The 20,016-nt window shown below is 46.7% G+C and carries 11 protein-coding genes; 2 read left to right on the forward strand and 9 right to left on the reverse strand.

The genetic code is table 11. The features are described 5' to 3' along the window. Positions 1 to 15: 15 nt before the first annotated feature. Positions 16 to 3,360, reverse strand: coding sequence for a transcription-repair coupling factor (gene mfd / locus JS578_05445; protein QRX64677.1), 3,345 nt, complete (start codon positions 3,358 to 3,360; stop codon positions 16 to 18). A 70-nt stretch (positions 3,361 to 3,430) separates the two neighbouring features. On the opposite strand from mfd, the gene JS578_05450 reads away from it, so the two are divergent. Continuing rightward, positions 3,431 to 5,125: a glycogen/starch synthase gene (locus tag JS578_05450; GenBank protein QRX64678.1), complete on the forward strand. Its 1,695-nt coding sequence runs from the start codon at positions 3,431 to 3,433 to the stop codon at positions 5,123 to 5,125. A 122-nt stretch (positions 5,126 to 5,247) separates the two neighbouring features. After that, positions 5,248 to 7,812 (forward strand): alpha-glucan family phosphorylase, encoded by a 2,565-nt coding sequence (glgP, locus tag JS578_05455; GenBank protein ID QRX64679.1) that lies wholly within the window; start codon positions 5,248 to 5,250, stop codon positions 7,810 to 7,812. A gap of 136 nt (positions 7,813 to 7,948) precedes the next feature. Here the strand turns inward: glgP and JS578_05460 are convergent, their stop codons facing one another. The 8 genes from JS578_05460 to JS578_05495 form a co-directional block, all read right to left on the reverse strand. Next, positions 7,949 to 8,422: a helix-turn-helix transcriptional regulator gene (locus JS578_05460; GenBank protein QRX64680.1), complete on the reverse strand. Its 474-nt coding sequence runs from the start codon at positions 8,420 to 8,422 to the stop codon at positions 7,949 to 7,951. 1 nt (position 8,423) lies between these two features. Next, positions 8,424 to 8,840 (reverse strand): hypothetical protein, encoded by a 417-nt coding sequence (locus tag JS578_05465; protein QRX64681.1) that lies wholly within the window; start codon positions 8,838 to 8,840, stop codon positions 8,424 to 8,426. A 206-nt stretch (positions 8,841 to 9,046) separates the two neighbouring features. Continuing rightward, complete coding sequence (locus JS578_05470) at positions 9,047 to 10,717, reverse strand: hypothetical protein (GenBank protein ID QRX64682.1); 1,671 nt, start codon at positions 10,715 to 10,717, stop codon at positions 9,047 to 9,049. A 1,062-nt stretch (positions 10,718 to 11,779) separates the two neighbouring features. After that, complete coding sequence (locus tag JS578_05475) at positions 11,780 to 12,598, reverse strand: hypothetical protein (GenBank protein ID QRX64683.1); 819 nt, start codon at positions 12,596 to 12,598, stop codon at positions 11,780 to 11,782. 20 nt (positions 12,599 to 12,618) lie between these two features. Next, on the reverse strand, positions 12,619 to 14,169 hold the full coding sequence (locus JS578_05480; protein ID QRX64684.1) for a RagB/SusD family nutrient uptake outer membrane protein: 1,551 nt from the start codon (positions 14,167 to 14,169) through the stop codon (positions 12,619 to 12,621). A 12-nt stretch (positions 14,170 to 14,181) separates the two neighbouring features. Then, positions 14,182 to 17,319: a TonB-dependent receptor gene (locus JS578_05485; GenBank protein ID QRX64685.1), complete on the reverse strand. Its 3,138-nt coding sequence runs from the start codon at positions 17,317 to 17,319 to the stop codon at positions 14,182 to 14,184. 1,002 nt (positions 17,320 to 18,321) lie between these two features. Further along, a complete protein-coding gene (locus tag JS578_05490; protein QRX64930.1) occupies positions 18,322 to 19,281 on the reverse strand; it encodes an FKBP-type peptidyl-prolyl cis-trans isomerase in 960 nt (319 codons plus the stop codon). Between the two features lie 115 nt (positions 19,282 to 19,396). Further along, entirely contained in the window at positions 19,397 to 19,981 is a 585-nt protein-coding gene (locus tag JS578_05495; protein QRX64686.1) for an FKBP-type peptidyl-prolyl cis-trans isomerase, read from the reverse strand. Positions 19,982 to 20,016: the final 35 nt, after the last annotated feature.

A 20,016-nucleotide genomic window follows, 5' to 3' on the forward strand; every position in this document is an offset into this window, starting at 1 on the left:
AGTAAATCCAAGGGTTCAAGCAGTGCGGGTGAGCATCTCCTCCAGAATTGAGACAGCTGTCTCTACACTGTTCACGTTGCGGATCACCACGGAACGCTTTTTCCCTTTCTCCCGCAACTGGCATTGACGGGCGTACTGTTGCACGTAGAGCAGCAGCTTGTCGAAAGCGGCCGAACGGTAATAAGGTGAGTCGGGATCATTGATCAGGTTGAGGGTCATCTGGTTGTTCTTGAGGACCACCTTCTCCATGCCGAGCGACTTGGCCAGACGACGCAGCCGTACGATGCGAATCAGCTCTCTGCCCTGTGAAGGTATCTTACCGAAGCGGTCCTCCAGTCGCGAGGTGAAATCGAGGATCTCAGTTTCTGTTTCGATATTGTCCAGCTCGCGATAGATTGCGACCCGTTCCGCATCGTTGGGAATGTACATCACCGGGAACATCAGCTCCAGGTCACTCTCCACCAATACATCCTCCACGAACTCCTGCTCTTCTGCCTTAGCCTCCTGTTCGTCGCGGTAAAGGTCTGCAAACTCCTCTTTGCGCAGCTCCTGTACAGCCTCGGTGAGAATCTTACGGTAGGTCTCATACCCCAGGTCGGCGATGAAGCCACTCTGCTCGGCACCCAGCAGGTTACCCGCACCCCGGATATCGAGGTCCTGCATGGCGATGTGGATACCGCTGCCCAGTTCGGAGAAGTTCTCGATGGCCTGCAGGCGGCGACGCGAGTCGGCGCTCAGTGTGTAGAGCGGTGGAGCCAGCAGGTAGCAGAAAGCCTTGCGGTTGCTGCGTCCCACCCTGCCGCGCAGCTGATGGAGGTCGCTCAACCCGAAGTTCTGCGCATCGATTACGATGATGGTGTTGACGTTGGGCATGTCGATGCCCGACTCGATGATTGTGGTGGCGATCAGCAGATCCTGTTCGTGGTCCATGAAATCGGCGATCACCCCCTCCAGCTTCTTGGGGTCCATCTGACCGTGTCCCACGGCAATCCGCACATCCGGGATCTCCCGCTTGATGAGTGCCTCCAGCTCATAGATATTCTGGATGCGGTTGTTCACGATAAAAACCTGTCCGTTGCGACTCATCTCAAAGTTGATGGCATCGCGGATGATCTCAATGTCAAAGGTGTGCACCTCCGTCTGTACCGGATAGCGGTTGGGAGGAGGGGTACCGATGGTAGAGAGGTCGCGTGATCCCATCAGTGAGAACTGGAGGGTACGGGGGATGGGGGTGGCAGTCATGGTGAGCGTGTCGACATTCACCTTGAGCTGTTTCAGCTTCTCCTTCACCGAGACGCCGAACTTCTGCTCTTCGTCGATGATGAGCAGTCCCAGGTCCTTGAACTGCACATCCTTGCCCACGAGCCGGTGTGTCCCGATCAGGATGTCTATCTTACCCTCCTTCAGGTTGGCCAGGATCTCCTTCTGTTCCTTGCTGCTGCGTGCACGGCTCAGGTAATCCACCTTCACCGGGAAGCTGGCGAGGCGGTCGTGAAAGGTGTGGTAGTGCTGGGTGGCCAACACGGTGGTGGGCACCAGCACGGCTGTCTGCTTGCCGTCTGTTGCCGCCTTGAAGGCAGCGCGCACGGCGATCTCGGTCTTGCCGAAGCCCACGTCGCCGCAGATCAGCCGATCCATGGGTTGCTCGCTCTGCATATCCGCCTTCACGTCGCGTGTTGCTTTTATCTGGTCGGGGGTATCCTCATACATGAAAGAGGCCTCCAGCTCGGTCTGCAGGTAGGAGTCGCGTGAGTAGGCGTAACCCTTCTCCTCCTGACGACGGGCATAGAGCTTGATCAGGTCGCGGGCGATATCCTTGATCTTCTTCTTGGTCCGTTCCTTCACCTTCTCCCAGGCGCCTGAACCCAGCTTGTTGAGCTGTGGCGACTCCCCCTCCTTACCCTTATACTTGGAGACCTTGTGCAGCGCGTGAATGGAGACGAACACAGCATCGTTGTTGAGATAGGTGAGCTTGATCACCTCCTGCACCTTTTCTCCTATGCGCAAGCGCACCAGACCCGCGAAGCGGCCGATGCCGTGATCCATGTGCACCACGTAATCGCCCTGTTGCAACTGGTTGATCTCCTTCAGTGTGAGGGCGATCTTGCCGGTTCGTGCCTTATCCGATTTGAGGCTGTACTTGTGGAAACGGTCGAAAATCTGGTGGTCGGTGAAACAGCATATCTTCAGGTTCTCACAGGAGAAACCCTCATGCAGGGTCCTGTTGACCGGCACAAAGGGAATGGCAACATTGCGGTCCTCGAAGATATGATAGAGCCTTTTCTGCTGTTTCTCGCTGTCGCTCAGGATATAGAGTGTATACCCCTCATCGGTAAACTGATGGAGCGACTCGCTCAGCAAGTCGAAATTCTTGTGATAAAGGGGCTGCAGAGAGGTCTGAAAACGCAGCGTAGCGTCGGGTGTCTCCTGCATTCTCATATCAAAGCGTAGTTGACAGAAGGGTGCAATATGTCCAATGAACTCCTCGCGGGTAAGCATGTCAGCCTTTACAAAGGCCACATCCTTCGGGTCTATGTAAAGCTCATCCTGGTTGAGCGACTCCACACGGCTGGCTATCCAGCGCATATCCTCCACGCCAATTACTGTCTGTGCCGGCAGCGAATCAAAAAGGGAGGCATGTAAACCACCGTTACGGCTGAACTCTGGCACGATGCGCACCTCACTGAGCTTCTCTTTGGAGAGCTGAGTTTCCAAGTCGAAGCTGCGGATGGTTTCCACCTCATCTCCGAAGAAATCGATTCGGTAGGGAAGCTCGCCGGAAAAGGAGAATACATCGAGGATGCTTCCCCTCACGGCATACTGTCCCGGCTCATATACGTAATCGACGTACTGAAAGCCATAGTAGCTGTCGAGCACCTCGCTGACGAAGGAGGCGTCAACCCGCTCTCCCGCCGATAGTTTCAGTGTCTTCTCCGCCAGCTGATCACGTGAAACAGTCTTCTCTGCAAGTGCATCGGGATAGCTCACGATGATCAGCGATCCGGGGTCACCCTGCAAACGGCTAAGTGTTTCAGTGCGCAGTACCTCGTTGGCGGCATCGAGCTGCCCGTAGCGGGCCGCCCGCTTGTATGCGGAAGGGAAAAAGAGCACTTCGCTGGAACCGATCAGTTGTGTCAGGTCGTGATAGAAGTAACCGGCGGTCTCGGCATCGTTGAGAATGTAAAGATAGGTCCGGGGAGCTTTGCGGAAGAGCGAAACGGCAAAAAGCGCACGCGACGACCCCTGCAAACCTGTTACCGACAACAAGTGCACCTTGTCGAGCAATGAGCCTGCCGCAGCCATGTTGGGATGGAGATCCATCCGCTGCTGAAGTTGCGTAATGTCTATTGTTTCAACCATTCAGACGAAAGTGCAAAGGTAATTCTTTTTTTTATTACCTTTGTCCTCATTCCAACAAGAAATAGATTTTATGCAGATAGATGCCCGTCATACACCCGACTACATCTTCGAAACCAGCTGGGAGGTATGCAACAAGGTAGGTGGTATTTACACCGTACTCTCTACCCGAGCCAACTCCCTACAGAAACTTTACAAAGACCGCATATTCTTCATCGGGCCCGATCTATGGGAAGATAAGGAAAATCCATGGTTCCGTGAAGATCGGAGTCTCTATGCAGAGTGGTGCGACTTTGCAAAGAGCAACCATAACCTGGAGATTCGTGCCGGGAGATGGGATGTGCCGGGAGAGCCAATAGTCTTCCTGGTGAAGTTCGACGCATTCTTCGCGAAGCAGAACGATATCTACACCTCCATGTGGAAAGACTATGGAGTGGATTCACTGCATGCATACGGCGATTACCACGAGTCGGTGATGTTTGCCGTTGCCACCGGACTGTTGATCGAGAGCTTTTACCGGTATCACAAGCTGGAAGCGGACAACGTGGTTGCCCACTTCAACGAGTGGATGCTGGGGGCAGGTGCCCTTTACATCCGCAAGCATGTCCCCAAGATAGCCACCCTCTTCACCACCCACGCCACCTCCATCGGTCGCTCCATTGCCGGCAACAACCTGCCGCTCTACGATCACCTCAAGGAGTACAACGGCGACCAGATGGCCCGTCAGCTTAACATGACAGCCAAGCACTCCATCGAAAAGAAAGCAGCCCAGCATGTAGACTGCTTCACCACCGTAAGCGACATCACCGCCCGGGAGTGTGCACAGTTGCTGCAGCGACAGCCTGATGTGGTCACCCCCAACGGGTTCGAAAAGGATTTCATCCCGAAGGGTAAAGAGTACCGGGAGGCACGAGAACGTGCTCGCGGCATACTGCTGCAAGTAGCAGAGAAGATGCTGGGCCACACTGTCGATCCCGATGCACTGCTGATAGGAACCAGTGGCCGTTATGAGTACAGGAACAAGGGTTTGGATATCTACGTGGAAGCGATGAACCGTCTCCGCAAAATGCCCGGTGTGACGAAGGATGTGATTGCCTTCATCATGGTGCCCGGATGGATCAAAGGGCCGCGTGCCGACTTGCAGGCAGCACTGCGGGGTGAGAAGCATGCGAAGGGCTCATCAGGCAAGAGAGAGTGTCCCTTCGTGACACATGAACTGATGGAACCGGAGCATGACAACATCCTGAACCAGGTGCACCATGCCGGATTCTGCAACTCGGCAGATGAACGGGTGAAGATCATCTTCGTGCCCTCCTACCTCAACGGTGACGACGGCATCTTCAACCTGCCCTATTATGACCTGTTGATTGGACTTGATCTTTCAATCTTCCCATCCTACTACGAGCCATGGGGCTACACACCCCACGAAAGCGTGGCTTTCTCAATCCCCACCATCACCACCTCGCTGGCCGGATTTGGGGTATGGGCACAGAAACAAGGCGACAAAAAAGGAATGGACGACGGCATCGAGGTGATCCACCGCGATGACAGCAACCATGGTGAGGTAGCCGAGGAGATCGCGCTGCTGGTGCTCGACTTCTCACAGAAAAGCACCGAACAGGTGAAGCTTTTGAAGAAATGCGCTGCGTCACTGTCAGACAAAGCCGATTGGGCACACTTCGTCTCCTATTATCAGGAAGCTTACCGCAAAGCATTGCATAACTCCTTTGTCAGATTATCCCAGCCCTGCAAACTTAAAGCAGAATAAAGTGTTATATTTGTTGCATGTAAGTCTGATGCCGCTATTCCGTTAGGCGGCATTATATATTATTGTACACAGCTATAGCTTATTCATATATTACGCATAAAAAAAAATTAAATAGAACCAATATGATCATTCAATCGAGTTATTCCAATGCTCCTGTCTGGAGAGATATACATGTGCATGCAGAGCTTCCTGCCGAACTGCGTCCACTCGAAGAGATCGCACACAACCTTTGGTGGGTCTGGAACGAAGAGGCCAAGGCTATTTTTGAAACCATGGATCCTCAGGAGTGGGAAAAGAGTGGCAAAAATCCTGTGGTGCTACTACAGAACCTGCAGTCAGACACCTCTGAGCGCATCATCCAAGACAGTGTCATGATGTCACGCATCGAAGCGTTGTACAGCAAGTATCGCGATTACATGGCGGTTCCCCACAACAGCGATCGCCCCAGTGTGGCATATTTCAGCATGGAGTATGGCCTGTCTCACGTGCTGAAGATTTACTCCGGTGGTCTTGGCATCCTCGCCGGCGACTACCTGAAGGAGGCGAGCGACAGCAACGTGGACATGACTGCCGTAGGTTTTCTCTACCGCTACGGATATTTCACGCAGACCCTTTCGATGGAAGGGCAGCAGATTGCGAACTACGAGGCACAGCACTTTGGCAACCTTCCCGTCACCCAGGTGATGAATGAAGATGGTACGCCGACGATTCTGGAGGTGCCTTTTCACGACCGGATCATCTACTCGCACATATGGAAAGTGGCAGTGGGCCGCATCAATCTCTACCTGATGGATACCGACCTGGAGCTCAACAGCGAGTACGACCGTTCCATTACACACCAGCTCTATGGCGGCGACTGGGAGAACCGCATGAAGCAGGAATTCCTGCTGGGCATCGGAGGCATCCATCTGCTCAACAAGCTTGGCATCAAAAAAGAGGTTTACCACATGAATGAGGGGCACGCCGCCCTGATCAATGTGCAGCGATTACTCGATTATATCAGGCAAGAAGGACTCACTTTCCATGAAGCACTGGAGGTGGTACGTGCCTCTTCGCTCTACACCGTGCACACACCGGTACCTGCCGGACACGACTATTTCGATGAACCCCTTATTGGCAAGTACATGACACCCATCGTACAGCAGCTGGGGATCTCCTGGCAACATTTCATGGACATGGGACGTGCCAACCCGGGCTCACATGAGAAGTTCTCGATGAGTGTCTTCGCCCTCAACACGGCGCAGGAAACAAACGGCGTGAGTCAACTGCATGGCACCGTCTCGCAGAAGATGTTTCAGCCCGTATGGAAAGGTTACTTCCCCGAGGAGCTGCATGTAGGATACGTTACCAATGGTGTGCACCTGCCCAGCTGGGCCACCTCGACGGTGAAGGCCCTCTACGAGAAGCATTTTGGCGAATCGTTCTTCGCAGACCAGTCGAATCCCGAAATCTGGAGAAAGATCTGGGATGTGAACGATGAAGAGCTCTGGGACCTGCGCATGCACCTGAAAAAGAAGCTGGTCGACTATATCCAGGTGGAGTTTAAGGAGGGATGGTTGAAGAACCAGGCCGACCCGTCGCGCATCATGAACATGCTGGAGGAGGTGAATCCCAACGCACTGTTGATTGGCTTCTCCCGTCGTTTTGCCACTTACAAGCGCGCACACCTGCTCTTCACCGACCTTGAACGGTTGGCACGCATCGTGAACAACCCGAAGCATCCGGTACAATTCATCTTTGCCGGCAAGGCACACCCTGCCGACGGCGGCGGACAAGGACTGATCAAGCAGATCGTAGAGATCTCCCGCCGTCCCGAGTTCCTAGGCAAGATCATCTTCCTGGAGAACTATGACATGCGTTTGGCCAAGCGTTTGGTATCGGGTGTGGACATCTGGCTCAACACCCCCACCCGTGCACAGGAAGCCTCCGGCACCTCAGGTGAGAAGGCTGAGATGAACGGGGTACTGAACTTATCGGTGCTCGACGGATGGTGGTACGAAGGTTACCGCGAAGGTGCGGGCTGGGCAATCACCGACAAGCGCACCTACGACAATCAGTCGTTCCAGGATGAACTGGATGCCTCTACCCTCTACTCAATGCTGGAGAATGAGATTATACCACTCTACTATGCACACAACAGCCAAGGCTATTCGCCCGAGTGGATACAGTTCATCAAGAAGTCGATGGCAGAGATCGCGCCCCATTACACCACCAAGCGAATGATGGACGATTACTTCGAACGATTCTACAGCAAGCTTGCCCAACGGTCGCAGCTGCTTCATGCCGACAACTATGCCAAGGCGAAAGAGATCGTCCGCTGGAAAGAAGAGACTGCAGCCAAGTGGGATACCCTTCAGGTGGTGAAGCTGGATTTTAACCCCAACCAACAGATGGCAAAATCCAAAAACAAAAACGAAATATTCGGGAAACTGGTGATCGACCGCAAAGAGCTCACCTGTGACCTCGGCGTTGAGTGCGTAGTGGTTGATCATGATCCCACGAGCAACGAACAGCTGTTTGTTGAATCGTGTGCATTTGAACTGGTAAAGCAGGAAGGCAGCCTGCTTTACTTTGAGACACACTGCGGACTGAAAGATCCGGGGGCACACCAGTACGGACTCAGGGTCTATCCCAAGCACCCAGACCTGCCGCACCGCATGGATTTCGCCTACATGCGCTGGATCTGATGATCCTAGATAAGTTATACGCAAAAAAAAAGCGTCTCCATAACGGAAGCGCTTTTTTTATTCACCGGCATGTCAGGCAAGATTGTCCGGATATAAAATAAAGATTGTGTCCAAAATCAATGAATCAGGTTGAGAGTTAAATCGCGTTGGACAATCTGCATTTTTGCGGTGAAATTCCGTATCGTTTGCTGAAAATCGTCACAAGGTGAGAGACACTTTTGAACTCATACATCCGTGCAATCTCGGTGATGGTGAAATCGGAGGTAAGCACCATTGAGTGAATCTCCTCCATCTTCCTCTCCAGCAACCACTGGTAAGGTGTCTGTTTAAAAGATTTCTTGAAGTGGCGGGTAAAGGTACGGAGGCATTGATATCCACACAATGATGCCAGCTCATTTATCGTCCTCACTGAATTGTAGTTGGCGAGTACCTTGTCTTCAAAGCTCTTTATCTTCGATGTACGTGGGATCAGCTTTATCAGCACGATCTCATTTTCGGGAGAGGCGGTGAAGCTGCTTTTGAGACCATCGGAGAAGGTGAAGGTACAGGCCTGTACATCGGTCAGCAGATATTTCCGCTCATCAACAGGGTTATCAGTTTTCCTTTTCATCTTACTTTACTTTCATAAATTTACCTGAATAGATGGTCGCATCATCCTGTATCACACGGATGGTATATTTGCCATTTTTAAGGCCTGAGAGGTTAAGTACCTCAAAACCCATGTCAAACACCTGGAAGAAGCTCTGTCTTGAGCCGCCTTCACCTATCACCTCTATCCAAGCTCCGCCGCGGAAGTTCTGTACAGCTACTGACACCACGTCATCCATCACATAGGCATCTACGGTGGAAGGAGCAGACATCAATGTGGAACTGGTCATCATTGTAGCCGAATTGGTCGGCACGGCGCGGGTGGTGCCTCCTTGTCGGCTCAACTCAATCTTATCCTCTACCGGATCCTGAGCCTGAGCCTGGATGAAAATTCCCTGGCAGAGTAAAAAAACAAACGACGCAAAGATTAATTTTTTCATACCTCAACTATTTTTTTAATGTGTGTAAATACGAATTTTAAATGTTGTGCATTCAGAGCAATGTGATCAAAAATAACATTACAAATAGATGACACAAAAATAACTCCTGAAAGAGCAAAATACAATAGCCATTGTGAAATTTAACGGCAAAAAGGATGCTATTATGCTTATTTACTGCTTCTTAACAAACAGCAATTTAACGGTGGTTATTCATCAAAAAGAGCAGTTTCGAGTCCTTTTTCCGATATTTTTTTCTTCAGTTGCGATTTTCTGACACGAATGCTGTCAATGGAAGTATTGAGGAAAGTGGCCAACTGCCGGTTGTCGGCATCACAGGCAAGCAGCATCAACATCAGTTTCTCGTTCACGCTGAATGATTGTTCCTCATTGATCAATCCTGTGTAGGCTGTAAAAGTAGGATCGTCGGGGACCAGTGTTTTGGTGATGTCACGAAGGTCGGCATCGGTGTTTTTCAAAATCAGGTGCATCTCATTGTGCACCTTTTTGTTGACCGACACATACCGTTCTGCCAGTTTTTCAAATTCATTCTGCAGGAAAGTGAGTCGATCGGAGATGTTTCCATAGAGCTGTATCAGCCAGCGACGCTTACCGGCCTCCTCTTTCAGGATATCGGCCTGCAACTGTTGTTGTTTCACCCGGTGTTCGGTCTCCAGTAGCCTTAGTTGGGTGTTGCGTCTCATCCAGATAGCATATACGGCAATAAAAAGTAGCAACAGAATGGCAATCAGCGAGAAGATTATGATCTTTGAGATTTGCTCACGGGTTCGCAACACTTCGTTTTCAGCTTCTGCAAGGTCATAGCGCTTCTCCATCTCGGCTACCTGAACATCCAGTCGTTCACTAAGTGACAAATTGTGAAGCTCTATCGATTTTTTGAGGTATTGGTTGGAGAGATTAAAGTCACCCATTTTTTCGGCTATCTGCGCCACATTCTGGTAATAGAGGTAGTTTTGGCGATAGGTACTGTCTCCAATCATTTCGATGGCTATCTGACCATAATAGAGTGCACTATCCAACTGTTCAAGCCCAACAAAACGGTCTGAAATGACAAAGTAGAGTCTTGATAAATCAATTACTTCTTTTTGTTTCTTAACAAGTTCTAATTGCATTTTTTCCCTCTCCAGCGCCATCTCCGGTTGGCCGGTAATATCGTAATAAATAGATTGAGCATTGAGCACAAAGTAGTCTTTTCCTGGCAACAAACCATAAAATGCAGAAAGTGAATCAAGATATGCTGCACCTTTGCTGAATTGTCGTTGTTGCATCTCATTCCAATAGAGTGCCAGGTAGGCATCAAAAAGGTGAGTTGAATCACCTTCAGCCCTTGCGCACTGTAGGGTTGTCTGAAAATAATTAGTTGCTGAGGGATAATTGCGACTGTTGTAATGAATATTCCCCAGGAAATAGTGGATCATATAGCCAAGAGAGGGATCGGGAACAAGTTGCATCTCAAGGAGTTTATCCGCCTCACGGAGTGGCTCGTACACCGTGCTGTCCTTCACTCCCATGCGGGTACGCACAATGCCTTGGTAGGCCAATGCCCGGATGAAGTTAGTGTTTTCAGGCTCAGACTTGCGGTAATAGTCTGTCACCGAATTGATCAGGGAATCACTGGTAAAGTTGACATAGGTCTTGTCGTCGGAGATCACCTTCAGCAGGTCATAATAAGCCTTTCCGCTGCGAGACAAATCTTCTCTATCAAGTGATTTCAGGCTGTCAGATACACGCTGCGGATAGTGGTCGATCATGCTATCCCAGCCATTCAACCTGGTCAACATCTCCTCATCGCCCCCTTTGTTGCAGGAATTTGCGAAAAGAAGGAGGAGAAAAAAGAGAAATGTCGATATGATACGCATTGTGCGAAATTCAAAAAATAAGGACAAAGATAGTCTATTTTATATATAAAAATATGTTTAGCCTATCTTAAAAAGTTCGCAAAAGCAACGCATCAATTAGCAGAAAACAACTTCATACTAAATTCGCACCAAAGATATTAATACGTAATAAATAAATGACGGGATAGTAAAGATGGTAAAAAGATAGAAAAAGTTTAGAATAAACAAAAAAACAGGAGTAGACACACCCCGTGAGCGCTATGGCAACTTTCATACCGGGATATTGGCATTTCTTCATGACCAGTAGATTGAGAAGAAAGTAGTGTCTTGATGGTGAGCGATGAACTCACTATCCTGGATAAAAACCTTTTAGTTATTTATCCTGTGGTTCAGCTCTGGCTGTTTTTAATCAACTTAAAACGGTGCATGCTTATAAAAGTAGGTATCAAAGATAAAATGGAGTTGCAGAAGACTTACGCGAGGTCCTTCACTCCAGGTAAAAGCATTACACACGGGAGGATGCCGAGGAAAACACAATCCTGTAAATGATCTATACCACAAACTAGGTTGAACGGCTAAACAAGATAACCGCCGGGTGCTGAAGACGCGTGTTGCCACGCCCTACTAAGACTCTGTTTCGCTGCTCATAGGAAATGTGACGATGGTCAAACATGAATATAACAAGGTGTTACCCGATATAGACAAGGATGAATCGTTATTCCAGAGGGAGCTTTATATGTTTTCTCTATTTCTTGACAAAGGCCTTTAATTCCTCTAAGTTGGAGAGGGAAAAGAAAGTTACAGGCTACGCCGGTAATCATTGTTCAAGTATTGGAATTAAAAAATTGAGTATAAGGAGTAGGTGAAAAAGAAAAAAATAGCTTTGAATCAAGGCTGACAAAGAACCTAGACTTGAGAAACACTAAATGTAACAAAACCTCTATTAAACATACAAATGATGCGATGATCCACCGCTACGCTAGCTAAACGTAAAAAATAGAATCAATTAACTGTCGATAAAAAAACGGGATGACTTGAGAGCCATCCCGTTTATGATTTAGTGAATAAATCAAACTAACTTTTTTACGGAAGGTATATGATTTCTGTTCCCCCACCAAAGGATCCTGCCGCAACAGTGTAAGCACCCACATTCAGTACAACAGCATTATACTCGGGCAGATATTCACCCGTAACTGTCCCCATAGTCACAGGGCCGTATCCACCTGAACCAAAGTCATATATGATCTGGTTGGGCATAAGAATTGTATTATCCGCTTTAATCATAAATGCGAAATTGTTAAACCCAAATGGGGAAATCAATTTGTAGACATTTACACCACTTGCTTTATGAATCACCGGAGTAAGAAAATCGTCTTCCGTTTCACCACCCCACCAGCCAGACCTCGAATCAAGCACGGCTGTACCAATAGACGTAAACTCGAGCGCATTGGCAGCCAAAACATTGATTGAGTTCTTCCCAGCCTGAGATACAGCATCATCTGCAACAGTTAGTTTAAATGGATAAGCTAGGCCTACATTCACATCCATACCATCGGCTGAAATTGAAAGTGTACTCGGGTCAATAGATGCAAGATTTGAATAGGTTATCTCTACATATGTTTTACCAGAGCCATTAGAAAATTGCGCTTGTGCAGCGTTGAAAACATTTGTATAACCTGCACCGGTTGCAGTCAAATCAACTGATACAGAATAATCACCCTCTATGGAAGTTCTGCCAATAGGCACCTTGATTGGCCCCTCACCCATCACCTGGTTGGTTGAACTACCAAGAAAACCAACCTTATTAGGTTCTCCCGAATACAATGCTCCTTCGGGCTTCTCACAAGCAGCGAAAAGTAAAACACCAAGGAGTATGAATAAAAGATTTCTATATTTTTTCATATTTTCTTAATTGTTGAATTTTACATCGGATTTTGATCTGTTGTTGCATCCAAAGCAGGATTACTATCAAATTCTTTCTGCGGTATTGTCAGAATAAACTCTTTGTTATCGGGTTGAAGAGTATTGATGTTAGGAAGCTTCTGGCTATGATTACTGCCTGTAGCATTCCTATCAAATCCGGTCTTCATTCTCAAAATATCAAAAATTCGCTCAGTTTCCCCCCATAACTCAATACGACGCTGTAATACAATCATATCGAGGAGTGTTGTAACATTACCAATGGAGCCCATTGTCAATTCGTTTGACATCACCAGTCCGTCAAGAGACATCTCATAACCTGCTGGATCTCTTAGCTCCATCAATTCAACCAATGCATCTTTGGCCTGCGTGTATTGTTCGGCACGACAAAGTGCTTCAGCCTTCACCAATTGCATCTCTTCGGCACGCATAAAGATATAATCACCTAGATCAGTACTTAATTCAGAATACCTGAATTTAACCTGATTGTAGGGTTTTGTAACATTCGTACCACCATCTGTAGGCCCATTCCACCATTTCTTTCGTGTATCTGTTGTAGGAATCTTATCGTACAACCAGTTATAAATACATTTTCTGGATGAACGGGCATAACGATCGGCAGAGGCATCCATATGGGCAAAGAAAGAGGCATAAATACCAGATTGATCTGCAATAATCTCACCACCCCACATCACACCTTCCATTCCTACATTGTTAAATCCTGAATGAAGAGCCGATCCGCTAGCCAATGAAAGATTGGGTTTTGAAAGAGCTTCATCAGCATAACCTGCAGCCTCTGTCCACTTGTTTTGAACCATCATCACATTAGCCATGATCGCATTGGCAACATAATAGTCAACATGAGATTTGTGCTCCTGCCTGCTTTTATCACCTGAGAAAAGAGTAATCGCATTTTCAAGGTCAGCATTGATTTGCTGATAAACCTCTTCCACAGTTCCCCTACCTTTCCCTTCTGTTACAGCTGTAGTGGGCTCGGTGTACAATGGTACTCCCGGAGCCTGTTCATGTCCTTTATAAGTCTGCTGAAAGGACTGAATAAGGATAAAGTAAGCATAAGCCCTCATCGTATAAGCCTGTGCGATGATGTTGTCAATAACAACTTGTTCACCTGTGAGCAACTCTTGCGAACCTAGTACATAGTTCGCATTACTGATAATCTGATAATAAAAGTTCCAGGTTGCATAAGGTCTCCAGGTACTGGATGTATAACGACTTCGTACATCATAACGATAATCGAAGTAAAACCATCCGTTACCCATTGCATCCTGCAACAAATCCTCTCCCATAAGTGAAGTGTATAGCTTGGTAGATAGAATACCAAAATTCTGATGGGTGTTACCGGTGGTCCAGTCACCAGAAGTATACAGCATTCGGTAAATCCCGTTCATAGCTACCTGCGCTCCTTCGGTAGTCTTAAACAGCTCCGCACCTGATGTTCTGTCTGTGGGAGATGTTTCCAATTTATCATCACTGCACGAAAAGAAGATTATCGTGGATGAGATGAATAAAAGTGATAAAAATATTTTTTTCATATTCTGTCTGTATTAAAATTTGATATTGAGACCACCTGAAATAACTCTGTTCGGAGTATACGCGAAGTCAGTTGATCCGCTGAAGTTGTACTGAGGATTCAGGCCCTGGCGTGCAGAGAAGATTGCAAGATTATCACCCTGTCCGAAGATCCTGATAGACTCAATACCAGTATTTTTCAACTTGAAAGTATAGCCTACTGCGATATTCTTAAATGCGAAATAAGAAGCGTCTACCAAAGCACGGTCGTTAAGTGTATGGGTCATGCCTTTCTGAGTACGCGGGATATCTGTAATATCTCCCGGTTGTTTCCATGCCCTCAGCACTTCTTTTGTCCAGTTATTACCAATATAGAGCGGATTCGTGTAATTATATCCAACATAATCGTAGATTTTTCCACCTAATGAATAGGTCGCCATCATTGAAAAGTCAAATCCTTTGTAAATAAGAGACGTAGAGAGTGAACCATAAAGATCCGGAATACGGCTACCAAGAAGTACACGGCTGGAAGCCGCTTTTGATTTATCACTCGATACATAATGCTTGCTACGGTCTTGCTCATCTTCTTTGTTATCAAAGACCCAATAGAGCTGGTCTCCGGTAGCAGGATCAACACCGGCACTACGTGCCATAAAGAATGTGTTAAGCTGTTCACCAACACGGATGATGGTGCTTCCACCAATTATTTCATCCTGTTCATCAGTCAGGTGAATCACTTCGTTGTTCACCTTTGATCCCATTGCTGTAACATTCCACACGAGATCTTTTGTCTTGATAAAATCATATCCTACTGAAAGATCAAAACCCCAGTTCTTCATATCACCCACATTGTCGTTATAGCCAGTGAAACCGGAAGAGAATGGCAATGGCCTGTTAAGCAACATGTCGGCTGTTTTTCTGGTATACCAGTCAAAGCCAAGCGATAACCTGGAGTCAAACATGAGCGCATCGAAACCAGTATTAAAACTGGCATTCTTCTCCCATGACACCATCATATTTTCAACAGAAGAGGCCTTTGCTCCGTTTGAGTTGGCATTATTCCATGTCAAATCATAAAATGCCTGCCATGCGTAAAGTCCTACACGGTTGTTACCTTGTGTTCCATAACTTGCTTTTACTGTCAGGTTATCAATCCAGTCAACATCATCCATAAAAGGCTCTTCGGAAACACGCCATGATGCACCCAATGACCAGAAATCACCCCATCGGTAATCCTTATGAAATCGTGAAGATCCATCACGACGATAACTGGCCGAAAGATAATATTTATCCATATAGTTGTAGTTCAACCTGGAGAAATAAGAGTCGAGCGTTTCGTTATTCTCATAAGATGTTGCATCTGCGATTGATGAACCAGGAGCCAGTTCATATATTTCAGGGAATGGGAATCCTGTCTTACTGGCGCTCAGATGATTGAACTTGTAACTGTAAAACTCGTGTCCGAACATCAGGTCAAAGCTGTGCAGATCAAATGTACGGTCCCAGTTCAATACCTGATTGAATGTATAAGAGAAAGTTTTATTGGCTTCTTTACCAAGACGACCCGATCCGGCTGCGTTACCAAAAAGCGGATTGTAGTAAAAGGTATAACTACCGTTTACATAATCAGCCCCTAAATTCATCGTGAAGGTTAGCCCTTGGAAAGCGCCGTACTTTTCATCGTTTGTATTGAATTCAACCAATCCCCTAGCACTCACATTCTCGCTACTATTGTAATATCTGTCATCATAAAGAGTAGCAATTGAGTTAAAATTCTGCTGAGCTCCTGAAGCTCTGTTCAAACCATAATCAAAAAGAGGGTTTCCAAGATCGTTTTTCAGAATTTCACCATTGACGTCTCTCTCCCATATCGGGTAAATTGGTGCCATCTGTTCGGCAGAGTACCACACGTTGGAAGTAGCAGATCCATCAATATCGAGCATATTGGAGGTTGTTTTTGCAACATTGGCTGATAGTGAAGTTCTAAACCAGTCTGTTGCCTGAAGGTCGGTAGATACACGACCGGCAAAACGATCGAAAGAAGTGGTTTTCAGCAAACCCTCCTCATTCAGGTAGTTAAATGAAGCCAAAGTCTTCATCTTTGCATTACCACCTGAAACATCAAACTGATACTCCTGGCGCATAGGAGAAGGTGCAATTACCTCATCCATCCAGTTGTCGGACCACCTTAGCTGAGCAGAAGGATTAATCTTACCGGTAGTTAGATCAAATAACTCAGAAACAGGTACATTATAAGGGTTATACTGTTCATTAACACCGAAAATCGGGTCAACTGTACCTTTCATTCTATTAACTGCATTGATTGCAGCTTGTTGTTCATTTGCACCCAAGCCAAAAATTTCATCATTTTTGTATGATTGAAAAGCAGTTTCCAGATATTCCTGTGTGTTCATCACATCGTACCTTTTAATTGCTCTCGATGCAACACCAATCGTGGTTTTGAAGTTTACATTCACCTTTCCGTCAGTATTCTGTCCAGATTTGGTGGTAATCATTACCACACCGTTCGCAGCACGAGAACCGTAAAGTGATGAAGCTGAAGCATCTTTTAAAACGGTAAGACTCTCAATATCGTTTGGATTGATTGAATTAAGAGAACCATCATAAGGGATTCCGTCAACAACGTAGAGGGGTGACTGGGACGCGTTGATGGATCCGAAACCGCGAATCACGATTCCTGAACTTGAGCCCGGTTGGCCACTGCCTAATGTTGTCTGCACACCCGGTACGGTTCCATCCAGTGCTTTGGATACGTTGGCGATTGAGCGGTTGGTTATCTGGTCTGTATCCACGGTGGCTGCTGAGCCGGTGAATGTAGATTTTCTGGCTGTACCATATGCAACCACCATCACCTCATCCAACAATTTTGTATCAGCCTCAAGCACAACTCTCATGTTTGGACTCGCTGTTACTACTTGTGTGAGCATCCCTACATAAGAGATCTCCAGTCTGGCATTGGCAGGTACTGATAGGGTGAAATTTCCGTCAAAATCGGTAACTGTACCCTGCGTTGTACCCTGAATCTGAATCGTAGCACCGATCACAGCCTCACCTGCTTCATCCACCACGGTACCACGTACCTGAGTCTGAGCAGATATAATCCCTATTCCCAAAAAGAACAGGGATAAAAACATCATTAGTTTTCTTTTCATAAACTCTACTTTTAAATTAATCACATTATTCATTTTTTCATTAACTAATCAAAGCCTCTAGTATGACTATAAGGGAATTGTGGTTTAAATCAATTGAAAAATGACTGTTAAGGTTGTTTCAGTAATTTTTCTTTTAATAGCTTTATTCCAATATTAACATACTTATAGAATACCATCTATTACGCAAATATATGGCAATTATTTTAATTGCATAATTTTTTACACATTTTTTTTAATAAAATGTCATTATACACTGTATCTACATCATTTTTTCATATTTCTTGCTAAAGGAAAATAATATCCCAAGCTAAAAGCACCCTTCATTTTTAACAAATAATAAACCCTAGAACAATCTACCTTCTAAAAAAAACAAAGATAAATTATAAATACACATGATGCAACTTAAAGTGCCTCAAACTGCGATTTTTTAACATGACAAAAGCGGTTTTCTTTGAAAAATGATAAAATTAAGGCATGTTATGCAACTAAAAGTAACCCAGTTAATCATGGGGTCAATAGCCCATAACTTTCTCCTATGAGAAATAAAAGGGATTGGGAAAGGTTAAAAAAAAAGAGGTTGCCTCATATTATTACATGAGACGTGCTTTTATCTGTTTATACGTTGCAGTTTGAGTAGCCCTGTTTCAGGAAGAAACAGCCTACCTTCTTCGCTACAGGTTCTAATCTCGTTCTAATCTCGTTCTAATCTCGTTCTAATATGGTTCTAATATGGTTCTAATATGGTTCTAATCTATTAGAACCATATTAGAGTCAGTTACGACTGAATTGAAACGCAGTAAAAAGCCAACTAAGGCGAATCTTAGTGTGTGGGATGACAAATAGCCACCTCATTTGTGTATTGAGACAGCATCATAAGCTTAGAATACAAGGAGAGCTTCCAAAAATAGACGATAAACAATATCAGGATGAGGCACTTTGCACAAAAAAAAGACTGCCTCTAAGTTGAGACAGTCTCTTTCATATAATTTGATTCAATTCTCTTTATTTCTCGATACCGAGCAACTCCACGTCGAAGATCAGGTTGGAGAAGGGCTTGATGGTGCCACGGTCGGCAGAACCATAAGCGAGGTCATAAGGAATATAGAGTCTCCATTTCGATCCTACCGGCATCAGCTTGAGGGCTTCCGTCCAGCCTGGAATCACCTGGTTCACACCGAAGGTGGCAGGTTCGCCGCGATCAACACTGCTGTCGAACACCGTTCCATTAATAAGGGTACCGTGATAATGCACTTTCACACGGTCGGTTTCTGTAGGCATCGGTCCATTGCCGGCACGGATTATCTCATATTGCAAACCGCTGGGAAGTGTTGTCACACCTTCTTTAGCGCCATTCTCATCCATAAAGGCATCACCGGCAGCAATACTATCAGCATATTGTGTCTTGAGATCCTCTTCCTGACGCTTCTGCTGTTCAGCCTGTGCCTTCTCGGCAGCTGTCTGCACCATGCCGTTGGCATCCATCTTGCTGATGGCCAGCTCCTGGTTCTTCAGCGCGGAGATGATACCAGCTAACACCTGATCCTTATTGACGCTCTTGGTGGAGTCACTGCCAAAAAGCATGTCGTTGAACTGCGGCAACATCTGCTGCGAGAACTGTACACCGATACTCAAACCATTACCGTATGCAGAATTTTCTTCCAGACCCATCGCTTCGGTAAGCCCCTTGATAAACTGATTCAAACGTGGAGCGTTGATCTTGTTGATTGAATCAACCTTCGCGTTCATTTCCTTCTGCAACACCTCTTTCTGGGTGGAATCGGCCGATGCGATCCGCATCTGATAATCGTACTCAATACCTGAGGCGCTTTGCAGAACACCTGACTGCTCAAGGAACTGCACCAATCCCTGATCGGTCATGCTTACTCCGTATGCGTAAGATACGCTGTCAACTGAGTTCTTCAGTGAAGTCTTAGGGGTAGAGGCACCGCCACAGGAGACCATCATCAAAGCCATTACGGCTACGGCACTAAAAGTGCCAAAAATTGTTTTCTTCATTTCTGTTTACTTATTTATTCGTTAAAATTCTTTTGATTCTAATTCTTTACTGCGTTTGAGCCTATTCAATCCCGAGCAACTCAACGTCGAAGATCAGCGTTGAATTGGGTTCGATGGAGTTGCCTGCACCCTGCTCGCCATATGCCAGGTAAGAGGGGATGAAAAGACGCCACTTGGAACCGACGGACATCAGCTGCAAGGCTTCTACCCATCCTTTGATCACCTGGTTCACACCAAACAGGGCCGGTTCTCCGCGCTGTACTGAGCTGTCGAAGACGGTACCGTCGAGCAGCGTACCGTGATAGTGGCATTTCACCTTGTCGGTGGCGGCAGGCTTGGCACCGTTGCCTTCTGTCAGTACTTCATACTGCAGACCGCTGGGCAGCGTCACCACCTTTTCATTTTTTCCGTTTTCAGCCAGAAAGGCCTTTCCCTCTTCCAGGTTATGGGTCAGCATCTCATCCTGACGTTTGCTGAAAAACGCCTGAATCACCTGGTTGGCTTCCTGTGGCGACAGCGATGGGGCTGTGTTGTTGAATACACTGTTGAAAGCATCGGTAAAAGAGGCTACATCGATATTGCGCAACCCGGAATTCATCAGATTTGAGGCCATACTCATCCCGAGGGCATAACTTAATTTATCCATTCACTTTTTTCTTTTATGACATTTGGGCACAAAAG

Source organism: Dysgonomonadaceae bacterium zrk40 (assembly GCA_016916535.1).
Classification (GTDB): Bacteria; Bacteroidota; Bacteroidia; order Bacteroidales; family Dysgonomonadaceae; genus Proteiniphilum.

Bases quoted from the DNA above. Each gene is read 5' to 3' on its own strand.
- JS578_05495 (QRX64686.1), bottom strand. From the start codon at position 19,981: ATGGATAAATTAAGTTATGCCCTCGGGATGAGTATGGCCTCAAATCTG.
- JS578_05450 (QRX64678.1), top strand. From the start codon at position 3,431: ATGCAGATAGATGCCCGTCATACACCCGACTACATCTTCGAAACCAGC.
- JS578_05460 (QRX64680.1), bottom strand. From the start codon at position 8,422: ATGAAAAGGAAAACTGATAACCCTGTTGATGAGCGGAAATATCTGCTG.
- JS578_05490 (QRX64930.1), bottom strand. From the start codon at position 19,281: ATGGTCTCCTGTGGCGGTGCCTCTACCCCTAAGACTTCACTGAAGAAC.
- JS578_05470 (QRX64682.1), bottom strand. From the start codon at position 10,717: ATGCGTATCATATCGACATTTCTCTTTTTTCTCCTCCTTCTTTTCGCA.
- JS578_05475 (QRX64683.1), bottom strand. From the start codon at position 12,598: ATGAAAAAATATAGAAATCTTTTATTCATACTCCTTGGTGTTTTACTT.
- mfd (QRX64677.1), bottom strand. From the start codon at position 3,360: ATGGTTGAAACAATAGACATTACGCAACTTCAGCAGCGGATGGATCTC.
- JS578_05485 (QRX64685.1), bottom strand. From the start codon at position 17,319: ATGAAAAGAAAACTAATGATGTTTTTATCCCTGTTCTTTTTGGGAATA.
- JS578_05480 (QRX64684.1), bottom strand. From the start codon at position 14,169: ATGAAAAAAATATTTTTATCACTTTTATTCATCTCATCCACGATAATC.
- JS578_05465 (QRX64681.1), bottom strand. From the start codon at position 8,840: ATGAAAAAATTAATCTTTGCGTCGTTTGTTTTTTTACTCTGCCAGGGA.
- glgP (QRX64679.1), top strand. From the start codon at position 5,248: ATGATCATTCAATCGAGTTATTCCAATGCTCCTGTCTGGAGAGATATA.